Origin of the sequence: Chryseobacterium sp. MP_3.2, assembly GCF_035984805.1 — a bacterium.
Classification (GTDB): Bacteria; Bacteroidota; Bacteroidia; order Flavobacteriales; family Weeksellaceae; genus Kaistella.
Map to the genome: position 1 here is coordinate 190,585 of NZ_JAXCHW010000002.1, position 16,369 is coordinate 206,953.

General features: G+C 36.4%; 9 protein-coding genes and 1 pseudogene. 6 read left to right on the forward strand and 4 right to left on the reverse strand.

The genetic code is table 11. The annotated features are described in order from the left end of the window. The first annotated feature begins 66 nt into the window (after positions 1-66). From RCH13_RS05070 to RCH13_RS05085, 4 genes are all read left to right on the forward strand, one after another. Entirely contained in the window at positions 67-1,947 is a 1,881-nt protein-coding gene (locus RCH13_RS05070; protein ID WP_326986150.1) for an ABC-F family ATP-binding cassette domain-containing protein, read from the forward strand. Between the two features lie 19 nt (positions 1,948-1,966). Further along, a complete protein-coding gene (locus RCH13_RS05075; RefSeq protein ID WP_326986151.1) occupies positions 1,967-3,343 on the forward strand; it encodes an APC family permease in 1,377 nt (458 codons plus the stop codon). Positions 3,344-3,496: 153 nt separating this feature from the next. Next, positions 3,497-5,734 carry a TonB-dependent siderophore receptor gene (locus RCH13_RS05080; protein WP_326986152.1) on the forward strand — a complete coding sequence of 746 codons (2,238 nt, stop codon included), beginning with the start codon at positions 3,497-3,499 and terminating at the stop codon, positions 5,732-5,734. Positions 5,735-5,838: 104 nt separating this feature from the next. Further along, the gene (locus RCH13_RS05085) at positions 5,839-6,357 is read left to right on the forward strand and encodes a hypothetical protein (RefSeq protein ID WP_326986153.1); all 519 of its coding nucleotides are present in this window, start codon (positions 5,839-5,841) and stop codon (positions 6,355-6,357) included. Between the two features lie 209 nt (positions 6,358-6,566). On the opposite strand, the gene RCH13_RS05090 is transcribed toward RCH13_RS05085, so the two are convergent. The 3 genes from RCH13_RS05090 to RCH13_RS05100 form a co-directional block, all read right to left on the reverse strand. After that, positions 6,567-8,723 carry a TonB-dependent receptor gene (locus RCH13_RS05090; RefSeq protein WP_442784617.1) on the reverse strand — a complete coding sequence of 719 codons (2,157 nt, stop codon included), beginning with the start codon at positions 8,721-8,723 and terminating at the stop codon, positions 6,567-6,569. A gap of 632 nt (positions 8,724-9,355) precedes the next feature. Then, the gene (locus RCH13_RS05095) at positions 9,356-13,072 is read right to left on the reverse strand and encodes a T9SS type A sorting domain-containing protein (protein ID WP_326986155.1); all 3,717 of its coding nucleotides are present in this window, start codon (positions 13,070-13,072) and stop codon (positions 9,356-9,358) included. 9 nt (positions 13,073-13,081) lie between these two features. Beyond that, complete coding sequence (locus RCH13_RS05100; RefSeq protein ID WP_326986156.1) at positions 13,082-13,459, reverse strand: hypothetical protein; 378 nt, start codon at positions 13,457-13,459, stop codon at positions 13,082-13,084. Between the two features lie 495 nt (positions 13,460-13,954). Between RCH13_RS05100 and RCH13_RS05105 the strand changes: the two are divergent. Continuing rightward, a pseudogene (locus RCH13_RS05105) lies at positions 13,955-14,497 on the forward strand (30S ribosomal protein S16); the annotation flags it as partial. Between the two features lie 249 nt (positions 14,498-14,746). Then, a complete protein-coding gene (gene rimM, locus RCH13_RS05110) occupies positions 14,747-15,289 on the forward strand; it encodes a ribosome maturation factor RimM (protein WP_326986157.1) in 543 nt (180 codons plus the stop codon). A gap of 126 nt (positions 15,290-15,415) precedes the next feature. Here rimM and RCH13_RS05115 read toward each other — a convergent pair whose 3' ends face one another. Continuing rightward, positions 15,416-16,345: an XRE family transcriptional regulator gene (locus RCH13_RS05115; protein ID WP_326986158.1), complete on the reverse strand. Its 930-nt coding sequence runs from the start codon at positions 16,343-16,345 to the stop codon at positions 15,416-15,418. Positions 16,346-16,369 lie beyond the last annotated feature (24 nt).

A 16,369-nucleotide genomic window follows, 5' to 3' on the forward strand; every position in this document is an offset into this window, starting at 1 on the left:
ATCAAAAAGTACTCATTTTATTTCCGTACTTTTGCACCTTTCAAAAACTCCCTATTCCTTACGATAATGAATTACATTTCAGCTGAAAACCTTACGAAATCTTACGGTGTTAAAACGCTTTTCCGAGATATTACTTTCCATATTAATGAAGGTGATAAAATTGCCATCGTTGCAAAAAACGGTTCCGGTAAATCAACTTTGCTCAAAATTTTAATGGGTAAAGAAATCGCCGATTCTGGTACTGTTGTTATCAACAAAGACATTCAGGTGGTTTTATTTGATCAAGAAATTGATTTCGAAGGAGAATTGAACGTAGAAGAATTTATGATGACTTTGGATTCTGCCCCGATTATGGCGCTGAAGAATTATCATCACGCCTTGATTTCAGAAAATCCAGATGACATGGATAAAGCTTTGAATGAAATGGAAATTCACGAAGCTTGGGACTTAGAAAATGAAATGAGCCAGATTTTAAGTCAGTTGAAAATAACTGATTTAACATCCAAAATGAAGACCCTTTCTGGTGGTCAAATTAAAAGAGTGGCCCTTGCGAAATTATTGGTAGAAACGCGCGCTCAGCATCGTCATACCTTATTAATCATGGATGAGCCGACCAATCACCTGGATGTGGATATGGTGGAATGGCTGGAAAATTATTTAAGTAAAGCCATGGTAACTCTGCTTTTGGTGACTCACGACAGGTATTTCTTGGATGCAGTTTGTGATATTGTTTGGGAAATAGAAGATTATAATTTGTATGTACATCATGGAAGTTACGGGACTTACCTAGAGAATAAAATTATTCGGGAAGATAACATGAATTCTACCATTGATAAAGCGCAAAATCTTTATCGGAAAGAATTGGAATGGATGCGTCGTCAACCGAAAGCGCGAACAACAAAATCTAAATCTCGACAAGATGATTTTTACGAAACCGAAAAAGTAGCAAAGACAGACACCCGAAAAGAGAAGTTAGAGCTTGATTTCGAAATGAAAAGGCTGGGAACGAAAATTCTTGAATTGCATGAAATCAGTAAAAGTTACGGAACAAACGTTTTGCTCAAAGATTTTTCTTACCAATTTCAGCGTGGTGAAAAAGTCGGAATTGTAGGTAAAAATGGAGCTGGAAAATCAACCTTACTTAATATTATTCAAGGGTTGGAAACTTATGAAGGAGGATCCATTGAAACTGGAGAAACCATTAAATTTGGATATTTCGCGCAGAAAGGTTTAAAATACAAAGAGGATCAAAGGGTCATTGACTTTATCAAAGATATTTCCGAAAATTTTCCTTTGGCGAATGGCCGAACTATTTCTGCCTCCCAATTTTTACGTCTTTTCTTATTTGATGACCAAACGCAATATGCGCCAATTTCTAAACTTTCTGGGGGTGAAAAAAGAAGGCTGCATTTGATGCATGTCTTGTATCAAAATCCAAATTTCTTAATATTTGATGAGCCGACCAATGATTTGGATTTACCAACATTGACGGTTTTAGAAAATTTCCTTTTGCAATTCCAGGGAAGTTTGATCATTGTTTCTCACGATAGATATTTTATGGATCGTATTGTAGATCACGTTTTGGCTTTCGAAGGAGACGGGTTAATCAAAGATTTCGTAGGAAACTTCTCGGAATACCGGGAGAAAAAATCTCAGGAACAAAACAAAAAAGTTGCAGCTCCCATAGTGGAAGCAGCAAAAAAAGTGGAAATTGTGCCGCAAAGTAACGCATCAGCACCAGTAAAAAAGTTATCTTTCAAAGAGCAGCAAGAACTGAAAGATATTGACAAAGCTATGCCGAAACTAGAGAAGCAGAGAAGTGAAATCTTAGAGAAGCTGAATAGCGAAACTGATTATGGCAAAATTGCAGAACATTCTAAAAATTTAGAATTGATTGCAAAGCAGCTTCAAGACATGGAAATGCGTTGGTTAGAACTTCAAGATTAATCTATTATTTTGAAAGTAAATGAGTGCCGATCAGAAATTAGAAGCTAAATACGGTTTTTTCACAGCCATTTCTATGGTGATTGGTCAAGTCATTGGGTCCGGAATTTTTTTTAAGGTAGATGATGTTTTATTGGCTACCGAGGGAAATGTTTTGGCTGGTCTACTCGGATTTATTATTGTCGGAATTAGTGTTGTTTTCGCCGGAATTTCTATGGCAAATTATGCGGAACTGCTCCCAAAAGAGGGTGGTATTCTAAACTATGTTCAATACCGATTTGGACCAACCGCCGCTTATTTTGTGGGTTGGATGTATTTGAGTTTGTTTTATCCCTTACTCACCGCCGTGCTTTTTACGGTTTCTGGGATTTACATTGCGCATTTACTCGCAGATTTCATGGATTTTAATCCCTCTTTTTTGCATTACTCACTGATTGGTTTTGTTAACCTTCTTATTTTTTTTAGTCTCAATATTTTTCGTCCAAAAAGCAGCGGTATATTTCAGCAGATGACCACGGTGCTGAAAGTTTTACCTTTAATTTTTATTGCTTCCCTGGGTATTTTAAGTTTAGTGAAAGGTGATGTAAGTGAAGTCAACACCTTTACACAGGTTGGAACGAGTGTGCAAACGCAATCTTTTATCTTATTGGTTGCGGCCAGTTTTATTCCGATTTCCTTCGCATTTGATGGTTGGTATATTGCTACCCAAATTTCTGGGGAAATAAAAAACTCCCGTAAAAATCTTCCTAAAGCCTTAATCATTGGGACTATTTCTGTGATGTTTATTTATATCGCGTACTATTTGGGAATCGTTTTTCGCATGAGTGGTGAAGAAATTATCCTTTTGAAAGATACTTACATTACAGAGTTTGCAAGAAAATTTGCGAGTAATTCTGGGGCTATTTTGATGCAACTTTTTATCATTATTTCTGTGTTGGGTACTTCTAACGGATTATTATTGGCAAGTATCAGAGTTCCCTACCAATTTTCAAACCTAGAAAAATCTAAGAAATTTCTGCATTTATATAAAGTGAACGAAGAAACCAAAATGCCAGTAAACAGTGGGATTTTTGCCGTTGTTTTGATTATCACTTATATATTCCTTTATTATCTGACGAACACTCTTCCGTATTTCACAGAGAAAAATTTTGATTTATCTGCCATTCCTATTGTGTTTATTTATTTAGTGAACGGTGCTCTCTTCTTAGGGTTATTTCAAATGTTTCGGAAAAAGCTCTTCTCAAAAAATTCTATTTTGCAAAAAATGATGGCTGTTATTGCGGTTCTCGGAATTGCGGTAGTGCTCTTCGGAACGGCTAGTGCGGCCAATGGAATTACCTATTTCCTTGTTGCACTCCTGTTTTTAGCGCTTGGTTTCGCTGCTAAGAAGACAAACTGATAAATATCAGTTGTACTTCAGTTATTCATTTTCAGATCATTACATGTTATTGGCGACCTTTATTTAGAATTATTACAAATAGTGTTGTGTATTTGCACGACCTTTTTTACATTTGCAGCGTTATTTTAATTCATTCTAAATAAAAACTTGTAAATGAGAAAGCAGATAGTTTCCCTCGGATTTTTGGTTATCGCCATGTCCGTGAACGCTCAAATGAAATTCGAACAGGATAATGATACCATAAAAATTCAGCAGATAGAGGATATTAATCTTCATAAGACCGGAAATCCCAACATTGCAAAACCTTTTTCCTCTAAGTCAAACCTGACCATCATGGAGAATCCACAACCGATTGCAATTGTTACCCATGAAATTATAGAGCAGCAGCAGGCTAAACAGTTAAGTGAGGTTCTTCAAAATGTGAATGGTCTTTATATTACTTCATCGAGAGGAAATTCTCAGGATAGTTTTGGCGGTCGTGGTTTTAGTTTCGGAAGCGATAATATTTTTAAAAATGGCGCTCGCGTGAATAGTGGTGTTTTTCCAGAAGTTTCTGGTTTAGAAAGGGTAGAAGTTCTGAAAGGCGGAAATGCCATGTTGTACGGAAATGTTGCAGCAGGAGGAGTAGTTAATTTGATAACGAAAAAACCAAAATTCAATCAGGGTGGGAGTATTGGATTAAATGCTGGAAGCTGGAATTCTTACAAACCCACCGTTGATTTTTATGGTCCCTTAAGCGAAAAAATTGCATTCCGCGTCAATGGAGCCTATGAAACTGCTGAAAGTTTCCGTGACGTAGTTTCCTCTAAAAAATATTATTTTAATCCGTCCTTGCTATTTAATATCGGAGAACATTCTCAGTTAATTGTTGAAGCAGATTATCTGAAAAATGATTTTACGCCAGATTTTGGGATTGGTTCTATTACCAATAAAGATAAATCTTACGCTAAAAATCCATTCTTAGACAGAAGTGCATTTGTCGGGACTGATTGGTCTTTTCAGAATGTAGAACAAGCCACTACAGGAATTACATTCAATCATCAGTTCAATGAGGTATGGACTTTAAATACAGTTGCATCTTATCAGAACTACACCAAAGATTATTTTGCGACGGAAAGAGTTCAGTGGGAATATGATGATGCGAACCGATTGAAATGGAACCGACCGATGGGCAGAACTTTTGCAGAGCAAAATTACACTTCTCTACAAATTAATTTGAACGGGGAATTTAAAACTGGAAGCGTAAATCATAAAATTTTAGTCGGGACAGACGGTGATTACGGTACTAATAATTCCTACAGCTTCTTTGATAAAGCAAACGGAAAAGAAATTAAACGAACCTCTTTCTACGGAACTAATGGAAGTCCGACCGGAACTTTGTATTTAGATGATCCTTCTACGTGGGCATCTGGAGCGATGCCTGATACTTCAAAATTCGAAAGAAACAGAATCCCAACACAGCGATTTGGAATTTATGCACAGGATTATATTGAGCTTTCTGATAAGTTTAAAGTTTTGGCTGGTTTAAGATGGTCTTATATCGAAAATAAAGACTCGGAGAAAGTTAATTTTGTAACCGGAAAAATTACACCAGGAGAAGGGACGGTTGATCGTGCATTTTCTCCGAAAGCAGGTTTGGTTTATATGCCAAATGACAATTTAACACTGTTTGGAACCTATACCAATTCATTTTCTACCAACACCGGCGAAGATGTAAATACCGGTTTGGCTCTGAAACCATCTTTAATCGACCAGTTTGAAGTTGGAATGAAAAAGAATTTCTGGAATAATGCAGTTGCGCTAAATCTATCAGTTTATCAAATTGAAAACAGAAACTTTTATCAAACCGCAGAGTTAAAAGACGGCGTTGCAAACAATGATTCCAGATTTAAAGAATTCGCGGGTAAAATGAGAAGTCAGGGAGTTGAGTTGGATATTACTGGGAATCCTTATCCGAACTTATCTATCATTGCGGGAGCTTCTTATAATCACTCTGTTTATTTAGATACGCCAGAAGATTTCGGATATGTAGAAAATCAGAGATTGGTAAGAACACCTGCAACTACTGCGAATGCCTCCGTTTTTTATACCTTCGATAACTACATTAAAGGTTTGAAAGTAGGAGCAAGTGCTTATTTTGTGGGCGACCGTATTGCAGGTTGGAATGATACGAAAGAATTGCTGGATACCAGAAATGGAGTTTCCCGATTTTTAGAAGTAGATGATTATGTAACAGCTGCAGTTTCCCTAGGATATGACTGGGAAAAATTATCTATCATGGGAAAAGTAGGAAACTTATTTGATACAGTAGATTACAATTACCATGAGAATTACTCTGTTAATCCCATTACTCCCAGAAATTTCTACGTAACCTTAACCTACAAATTGTGAGGAAAACAATTTTAATATCATAATTGATTCATACCAACAGAAGTGGAAATTTTAATTTCCACTTCTGCTATTGAAAGCAAAAACAATAACAGAATATTAAAATCATGGCAGCAATTAAAGATACCAAATCCTTCATGCGGATTACGCATCGTTATTTAGGATATTTCGCGGCAGGGATTATGGCCGTTTATTCGCTGAGTGGCGTTTTACTCATTTACCGAGATACGAATTTCTTGAAAAAGGAAAATAAAACGGAAATAGTTTTAAAACCGAATATGACCGAAAAGGAATTGGCGAAAGAAATTAAAATGCGAAACATTGACTTTGTTCCCGGTTCAGGCGATCTAAAAACCTTTGAAAATGGCTCTTACAATGTAAAAACTGGAGAAACTAAATATTCTAAAATGAAACTTCCAGTGGTTTTAGAAAAGTTTAATGACCTGCATAAATCTACAAGTACGCATCGGTATGCTACTTTAAATACCGTTTTTGGTTTTGTGCTTTTCTTCTTTGTGATTTCTTCTTTTTGGATGTTTAATTTTAAGTCTAAAGCTTTTCGCCGTGGAATGGTTTACGCTGGTTTAGGATTCATTTTAGCGGTGATTATGGTCTTTTTTCAGTAATATAAATGAAGAGAAAGGAGTCAAAAATTATAAAAAAATCACTTGTAAAATTGTAGCCCTGATGGCAGTGGAAATCCTTTTTTATAAGTATAAAAAAGATTGAAACGGACAGCAGGAAACACTCTTCTGTGATAGACGAATCTTGATGCTTCTTAAAAAAAATCGCCGTAAAAAATTATTTTAAGGCGATTCATTGTTCATTATTCTTTCTAAAAGCGATATTTAATATTGACACCGCCGAAGAAGTACGCTTTGCTTGGTCCTGGATTAATATCCGTTTTTTCTCCCGGATAATTAGAACCTGCATCACTGTCATTAATACTGTTTCCTAAAAATAAGAAGGTGTAATTAATCTGACTGGTTAAATTGTTACCCGCTGCATACGCATCAAATTCAAACTTCCCAAAAGATTTTTTCAAACCTAATTTAGCATTGTATTGGGTAAATCCTTTCACCAAATTCGTATTATCAAAATCGGTAAATACTCCACCTAAATAATTAAATGTGTTGTTCAGATAAAGTCCGATTTTCGTTTCTACATCCAGTCCCAACGAATATTTATTTCTTGGAACACCAACTACTGTTTTGTGATCATAAACTTTGAGTTGACCCTCTGTCAATGTTTTAAAATCAACATATTTAAAGTCATAATAAGACCAGGTTGCAAAGGGACGAATAATGTTTAAAAAACGATTGTCATTTTTTGAAAGGTATCCAATACTTGTTTCTAAACCTTGATTTCGTTGGGAACCTGTATTTGCGAAATAATTATAAGCAGTACCGTTCGCGATACTCGATAATTGCGTGAGTTTATCTTTAATGTTCAATCTGAAAACAGAAACCTGATAATCAATTTTGGTATGCTCAACAAGTCCTTGAACACTGAAATCCCACATTTTTGCACGTTCTGGATTTAAGTCGTCATTGGCTACATTTAATCCATTGATAAAGGAACTGCTGGAGGTTGGAGCGTTGTAACCCTCACTATAACTCAAGTTGAATATTTGATTTCGATAGGTTTTTTGTAGTGCGAAATGAGGCGTAAACACAGTATTGTACTTTTTCTCATATGATAAATTTTTGTTGTATCCCGTAATTAATCCTGGCAATGCAAGCAAATCATTTCTGCTGTAATTCGCACTGTTCCCACTCACTCCAGCTACAAGCGTAAGTTCCCATGGCGTGTAAGTCAAACGATCCACCGCAAAAAAATTGAGTCCTTCATTAAAGTTTTTGAAGTAAGAACCTCTCGAAAGTGGCGCCACTTGTAAGGGAATATCGTCATTTGTTCCCGTAAACCTGTAGTTAGAAATAAGGGAACGAGAAATAATATATTCTGCCCCAAATTCAAGCTCGCTTTTAAAATTTTGATTAATTCTATTCTTCAGTTTAAAGGCAGATCTGAAACCATAATTAGGATTTTCACTGTATTCCAAAGCTCCAGCCGCAGAACGTTCTGCATCTAAGTGGGAATAAAATATCGACGTGGTGTTTGATAAATTGGGTAAGATCTCTAAATTATGCGAGACTGAAGCGCGAGAAGTAATAAACTTATTTCTTGCATTTTTTTTCGCGTAGGCAAAATTCCCCGGATCAATTCCCGCATAATAATCGCTGTATGAAATCTGACCAGAAACGCCTTCATTACTATAGTTTTGACTTGCGTAAACGGTTAAGCTTTGTTTCGGGTTAAGCTTGAAGTTTCCTAAGAACGCATAATCATTTCTTAAACTAGAACCTCTTGGTCGGTAGCCATCACTTTGGGTATGACCATAGTTGAGCATGACGGAATAATTATCGCCCACGGCATCAATTCGGGTTGCAGTTTGCAATAATCCAAAAGATCCACCAATCACTTTTTGAGACAAAGTGATTCCCTTCTCAGTTTCGGGTCTCATGTAAAACCGTACAACACCCCCAACTCCGCTTCCGTACAAAGTTCCCGCAGGACCTTTTATGACTTCTACATTATTGACTAAGGAAAAATCAATTCCCTCTAAAACCGTGGTATTATCTGCGTTGGTTAAGGGTACAGCATTTAAATAGAATTTAACGCCCCAATTGTTAAATTTTTGGTCATTTCCATAACCACGAACCACCACGCGTTGACCCCCAAGATTGGTTCTTTTATCTACCTGAACGCCAGACATGGTGTTTAAACTTTGTTCTATAAAAGCAGAATTGTTTCTATTTAGCTCGTAACTTCCCAGAGTTTCTGTACTCTGTGCATGGCGAATAAATTCTGCTCTTTCTTTTTGTATTTTAGGTCTGCCTAAAATCTGAATTGTATCGAGGGGTTTTTCTTGATTTTGACCCATTAGGAAAGTTGATGCGATTAAAGCACCAAATAATATTTGTAATTTCATAAATATGGAGTGAAAATAATTGATAATTTTTGATGGAATCAAAATTATAAAACTTGTGGTGGAATTTTGAATTTGACTATAAATTCCGAGCAATTTTGAGGGCTTGTAAAAAATTCCATTGGTGTTCCAGATTGCCCCAGACTTCAAGAATGCTATTAGAAAAGAACTTGGTTTACAAAGCCGCAAATTATTTCTGGGAGAGGAACTTCTTAATTTTCTCTTATTTCGATGCAGCTGAAGTTTTGCTAAAGCCTTTTTCATTGGCACTTCATCTCTGATCATACTATTCTGTTTTGCAATACTCAGCTCATCATTTAATCCAAAATAGTTTTCATTGAATGCGTATTTTTCAATTGAATTTTTATCAGAAGGTAAAATTAAATTAGTGTCATCAGAAATCTGATAACAGCAATCAACTTTAGCGGCTTTCTTCATGTCACTACTCAAGAGGGTGTAATTAGAAAAAGACATTGATAATAGACTTAGGAAAAAAGGAATTATAAAAAAAAAGTGAAGATTTTGATTTCAAGGCAAGAGTGTCGAAGATTTTTAATGAGATGATTTTAAATAAAAAAACAACCAAAGAAATGGAAATTGATCCAATCTTTGGTTGTTAAAATAGATTTATTATTCTATTTTTTTAATAATTTCAGTGCTTTGTTTCCTGCTTCAGTTTTTACTAATACAAGGTAAAGTCCTGGTTGTAGAGCGGTAACATCTAAATTGATTTTAGAGGCTGCTGCTTTGCTAAGTGTTTTCACCACTTTTCCAGAGGCATCATAGATTCCAATCGTTACATTTCCTTTAGTAGTTGCAGGAAGGTAAAGATTAGTATCTGATGTGGCTGGGTTAGGAGCAATCGCAATTTGATTTGTCGGTGCAGTAGTTGCATCGGTTGCCAAAGTTGAGGTTGGTACGATAGATTTTAAAATCCATCCAAATCTTACATCACCTGGATCTGTAGTTAATCGGAAACGTACCGCAACTTCATCTCCTGAATTAAAGTTAGCTGGGAAATCTAAGATTGTGGTCTTAAATTTAGCCTCTGTAACGCCTGCTGCTGTAGAAACATTCGCCCATTCTGGGAAAGAACTTTCATCATATGTAGCAACTGGAAACCAGTTCACTAAATCTTTAGAAGCTTCTACTACTGCAAAGTCATATCCTGCTTCTGTAAATGCCATGTGCGTTAAACTTTCTTTAGAATCAGAATTAATAACAATCGGTGTTCTTAAATAAGTCTGATAGTTTGTCGCGTTAGCATAAGGGTGTCCTACGTTATTTAAAACGTTAAAAGTAAATTTAGAAGAAAGATTATCAACTACAAATTTACCTGTAGTTCCAATGTAAACATCTGTATTAGCAAACGTTGGAATATTTACGCTAGGTGCACCTGCGTTGAAATTAATAATTTCTACAGAACCTACCCCTTTTACGCTTTCATCAGCTCCAGCGTTATATAAACCTGAAACAGAAATCGTATGACTACCTTCTGTAAGGTCACCTGTAATAAAGGTGTAATCTGTATTAGGTACCGTATTAGAAATAGTAGAAACAAAAACGTTATCTACAAAAACTTTTAGATCGGTGATTTGTGGAGTAGCATAATTAAATACTGCTTTCCCTTTCATGGTATGGATCCCGTTTTGAGCTGTACTCTTAATTGCGGGTGCGCCTACGTAATCGGGCAAAACGTAACTGCTAAGTTGTGGCACCGTTGCGGTCCAAACACCTCTACCGTGAGTAGCAAGAACAACTTGGTCATCTACAATCTTCATATTCCAAACGGATACCGGTGGAAATTGTTCAATTAAATACCAATTTGCTCCCCCATTGGTTGTTTCAAAAATTCCAATATCAGTACCTGCCCAAAGAACATTAGTATCAAAAGGCATTTCTAAGAAACTATGAACAGGAACATTCGGGAATCCCGTTGCAGTAGCAGTAGAATAACCGGTAATGTCTGTCCATGTTGCACCGTAATCGCTTGTTTTCACAACTTTAGCTTGGTTGGCAACACTAAATAAAGTGTAGGCTTGACCTGGATTTACGCTAGATGGTGCAAGACCTGAAGAATAAAAACTTCCTGTGATAGGCATTGTTCCTGTAACTTTGTTAAACGTACTTCCGTTATCTCTTGAAACATTCACTCTATAGGTAGTGCCTGTTCCACCTGTAACAGCGGAAACAGCCCAGATTACATCAGGATTTGCAACAGATACTTTTGCGGTTGCATACGATGCAGAACCTAACCAAGTACCATTATTCGCAACAGTAAATGGACTTACGCTCCAAGTAGTTCCAAAATCCGGAGATTTCCAAACACCTGTAGAAGATACTGTAAATATTACATCAGGATTGTTGTTCGCATTATGTAATTTAGAGTAGAATGGTGATTTTGCAGAACCATAGTCAGCATTCCTTGCATTTAACAAGCCAATATTTGTAACTCCGTTTCTAGAAACAGCAAAATTATTATACTGAGAACCAAAAATTAATTTTTGGGTGTCTCTGTAATTCCAAAGTGCTTCGAAACCATCACCTCCGAGTAAAGCTAAATAAGAAGAAGCTGCAGAAGAAGGTCCTGCAATTGTAGCAGAAGAACCATTATCTTGCGCTCCAGCTACATAAGAATCTTCACCTTTCTTTTTATCGGCACCATAGAACTGAGTATTGTTCAGTCCAGCTGCTTTTACTTTCCAGTCATTTTGAGTTTCTCCTGGATTGGTTTTATAATCGGTGTAATAAATACCACCATCATTATTTAAAATCAGTCGGAATTGTGCTGCATTTGCAGGATTAACCTGGCAAACTAGACCATGCTGATCCGGGTGAACATAAGTGTTTAATTTTGTTCCATCATATCCACTTGCAATACTTTTTACTGCATAGGTATTAGCGGTTAGGTTTACGGTAACTTTAGCTAAATAAATCCCTCCAACATAAGCGATATTCTTATCTGTAGGGTGAGCGGTAATCATATTGTCATACCAACCTTGAGCACCAAGAATTTCTTTGCTGTCTCCACTTGCGTAAGTTTGAACTACGAATGTTGCACCTGCATCACTGCTTAAGTATAAACCTGTAGTAGTTCCACTTTCTGTACTAAGAAAAATGGTGTTGTTATCAGCAGGAGAAATAGCGATTTCCATTCTCTTGATTGATTTACCTGTTACATCAAAAACTCTTGTCCAAGTTGCACCACCGTCTGTAGATTTTATAATTCCATAAGTGTTTACAGAAGCGTATAATGTACTGAAATCTGCACTCGCTTTTAAGTCTTGAACGTTTAATGTAGTTCCTGGACCTGTATAGATTTTTGTCCAAGAAGTTCCGCCGTCATTAGTACGGTAAATTCCAGTAGCAGTAGCAGCAAAAAGCTGATTCGCATTTGTAGGATTTACCAACAATCTACCGATACTACCGAAAGCAGTATTTGATAAGAAAGTCCAAGTTTCACCTGCATCTAAAGATTTTACGATTCCAGATCCTGTAATAGCATCAAGATTTCCAAAAGGTTCCCCTGTTCCCGCATAAACAATATTTGCATTAGAATCAGAGATTGCCAATGTACTTGTGGACAAGTTTGGAATAGCGAAATCTGTAGTTGTTCTCCAGTTTAATCCCGCGTTATCAGTAATCCAAACTCCACCACCCACAGTTGCATTGTACCATTTGTTCGGGTTATTCGGCGCAACTACAATACTTCTTCCTCTACCCGGAATGTTATTGGGTCCTCTTTCTTCCCAAACTACACTTGGTAAGGCATAAGTACTGTTACGAGAAGTGTCAAAATTAGCTGCTTTAGCTTGTTTTAAGAATGGGCTGCTAACTGCTTTCGCATATTCTTTTTCTAAGAAACCGTTTTCATAAAGCATTTTATCAGTCCCAATCGGCATGGTGATATTTCTGCGATAATTTGCCATTTCTACAATTCCGCTCACGTCACCTGGAACCTTAACTCCTAATCGTTTTCTTTCCTTTCGGTCTGCAATTTCTTTGTAAACATTTTCGCCTGGTTTAGAAAGACCAATTAACATTTGCTTTCTTAGTTCAACCATAGACTCATCGTCGGAAAGGTTGCTGAATGCAGAATTAAATTTTGGTTGATCAGCGGTGATACCAGTTTTAACCGCAGTAATTTCCACTTTTGAAGTGGTCTGAACATCTGTATTAACAGAGGTTTCAGAAATTTCCACCGGCGCATTTGCGATGGTTCTTTCAGTGTTTCCTAGCGGAAACCAATTCCTATTATTTTCGGTTTGCGAGTTACTAACTGGCTGACAAGCCGAAAGTAATACGACAGAACCTGCGAGTAGAAAACTTCGCACATGATAGTTCTTATTCATACTTAAAAATTATTTAATTGTTATTAAAATTTCTTGTTGTTGTGGATTAACTCCTACCTCTGTACTGGCTCTCATTACTTCTACGTAAGGAATGATGGCTAATGTGTAGTTATTTTTCCAGTAGATTTTTTCTGCTGCCACGGTTTCACTTTTCCGTGCCACCTTCTTGTCTGCTGTAGTGGTTACGTAGTATGTGAATCTTTTTACAGGACTATTTTTCTCTTCTTCCATTTTATAATGTAACGTATAGGTGCCACCTTTACTCAGCACATGTTTAAAATCGCTTTCTTGATTCACAATTACGTCGTTGCTTTTAGAATTTTCGGGATCGGTGCTCATACTGGTACAGGACATTAGAGAAGCGAAAAGAAGGAAGAAATATTTCATTAGAAAAGAATGTAAAACAGTAGTTTGTTTGATGGTTAAATATACAGATTTCTTTACTAAAGTTTCTAAATTGCAAAAGTTAAATATCAATAAAAGTTCGTAATAAATTGATTAATAATGTGTTGAGTATTTAATATGTAATGAACAAGACATAATTATTGTATATTCTCCTATATTATTCACCTCAAAAAGTAGGAGATGAATCCCCGTTTTTATGGTAAACACACCTAAATTTCACTTTGCCTAGCATAAACTGATGTTTCTTAAATATTAACCTCCACATTTAATGGCAGAAGAGAGAATAAATATTGATCTAAGAATGCGTGTCCACAAAATAACCTACTATATAGGAGAAGTTAGAGGTGTATTTAAAGATGAAGATGACCTAATTGCAATAACTTTAAAAGAGCAATTTATCAATTGCCAAAATGGAAAAAATAAGTATCTTTGCACCCTTATAATTAATCGGGACGAGTTCCCAAAAAACAAACATTTATGTCAGTAAAAATTAGATTACAAAGACACGGTAAAAAAGGAAAACCTTTCTACCACATTGTAGTTGCGGATGCAAGAGCGAGAAGAGATGGTAAATTCATCGAAAAAATCGGTACTTACAACCCAATTGTAAATCCTGCGGTTATAGAATTAAACGTGGATGCAGCAGTAAAATGGTTAAATAACGGTGCTCAACCTACCGATACTGCTCGTGCTATTCTTTCTTATAAAGGCGTTCTTTACAAAAAACACTTACAAGGTGGAGTTGATAAAGGTGCTTTCGATCAAGCTGCTGCAGATAGCAAATTTGCAACTTGGTTAGAAGGAAAAGAGCAACAAGTTCTAGGTAAAAAAGACAGCTTAGCGAAATCTAAAGATGATGCTAAAAAAGCGGCTTTTGAGGCTGAAACCAAAGTAAACCAAGGAAGATTAGATGCTGCTGCGAAAATAGAAGCAGATGCAAAAGCTGAATCGGATGCTAAATTAGCAGAAGAAAAAGCTGCGCAAGATGCGAAAGATGCAGAAGCAAAAGCTGCGCAAGATGCAAAAGACGCTGAAGCATTAGCAACTGAAGAGGCTGCAAACGCACCTGCGGAAGAAGCTACAGAAAATAAAACAGTAGTAGAAACTGTTGCTGAAAAAGTTGGTGAAGCTGCTGCTGCAGTTTCAGGAGCTGTGGATTCCGTAAAAGAAACAGTAGCAAACGTTACTGAAAAAATTACAGGAACTGAAGACAAAGCAACTGAAGAAGGGACTGAGGAAGCGAAAGCTTAATCAAAAAAACAAATCGTGATGCGCAAAGAAGATTGCTATTTTTTAGGAAAAATCACACGCAGACACGGTCTTCAGGGAAATGTATTTTTAAAATTAGATACAGACCAACCTGAAATGTATAGTAAATTGGAATCAATATTCGTTGACATCAACGGATTATTGGTTCCTTTTTTTATTGCCAAACAATCCTGGAGCAAAGGTGAAACCCTCATCGTCTCCTTTAAAAATTCCTCCGAAGCCCTTGTTGATCAGGTCGTAGGAAAAGATGTTTACTTGCCACTTTCTGGCTTGCCAGAACTCACCGGAAAAAAATTCTACTACCATGAAGTCGTAGGTTTTGAAATTCGGGAAGAAGACGGTAAAACATGTGGAACGATTCAAACGATTAATGACCAAACCGGTCAGCATTATTTCGTGCTGGATTTAGCCGGTAAACAAATCGTTATTCCGATTATCAGAGATTGGATTCTGGAACTCAACCGCGAAGATAAATTTTTAAAAATGTCCTTACCAGAAGGGTTGATGGATGTTTTCTTGGTTCCGTCTAAGAAAGACGAGTAGTATTTTCTCTATTTTTTGGGCGAACATTTCCGCCTTCCTTTCCCTCCCGAATTTACATCGGAATCCACTCAAGTCGGGTCGCGGCTTAGCTTTCCAAATATTCCAATTTTTTATTGAGTTAGAATCTCACAAAAATTTAGCCACCATTTCAATATTTTCCCGCATTTTGTTAAAGAATTTCTTACGGTCACGCTGACCCGTAAAGCTTAAGGACGTGGAGTTTTTAATCTGATGCTGAAAGAAATTGAGTGCATCATCACACGTGTTTTTGTCATCTGTCATCATATATCCAAACATATTAAATGGAATAAAAAGCGAGGATTTCTCTTTGCTTTCAAACAAAATACTATTATTTAAAATCAACAAATCGTGCGCGTAAATCTGAAATTTTAAACTTCCGTTTTCCGCCTTTTGTTCAATTTTACAAATCAATCCCTTCAACTCCTCCAAAATCAAAATCGCAGTTTCTTTAGTCACTAATTTAATTTCGGTGTAAAAAGTGATCTGATTCAAAATACTGGAAATTGTTGTGCTGTTCCAAATTTCTGTCACATTTAAATTTTCGTATAGGAATTTTAGATCTCCACTTTTACCCGCATATTTTTCCAGTTTAAAGTTTTCAAAAGGCGTCATAAAATTTTTTTCATTTAAAAGATTCATCCAAACAAACAGTTTAAACTTGGATAAAATGGAGTCGGAAATGGTATAAAAAAATGGAATATCCTTCGCAGAATAATAAACTTTCGTGTCAGGATTAATTTTAAAATCATTCAATAAAAGCAGAGCTTGCTCAAAGTAATTCAGAAGATCAGTCGCGGTTCTGATCGGTTTTGTTTTTTTCGCGATGACGTTGGTTTCATCTTGGATAAATTGATCCAAAGAGATATTATAGAATTTCGCAAGTTGCACGCTTTCCTCCAGAGAAAATTTAGACTTCATGGTAGTTCTTCGGTGCGCTGCATCATAACTGATGTTTAAGACATTTGCCAATTCATCATTCAGAGATTTTTCTCCAATTTTTCTGCGAATCTCTTTCAATAATTGCTCCTGATACATATTTGCGATTTTCACAAATGTAGT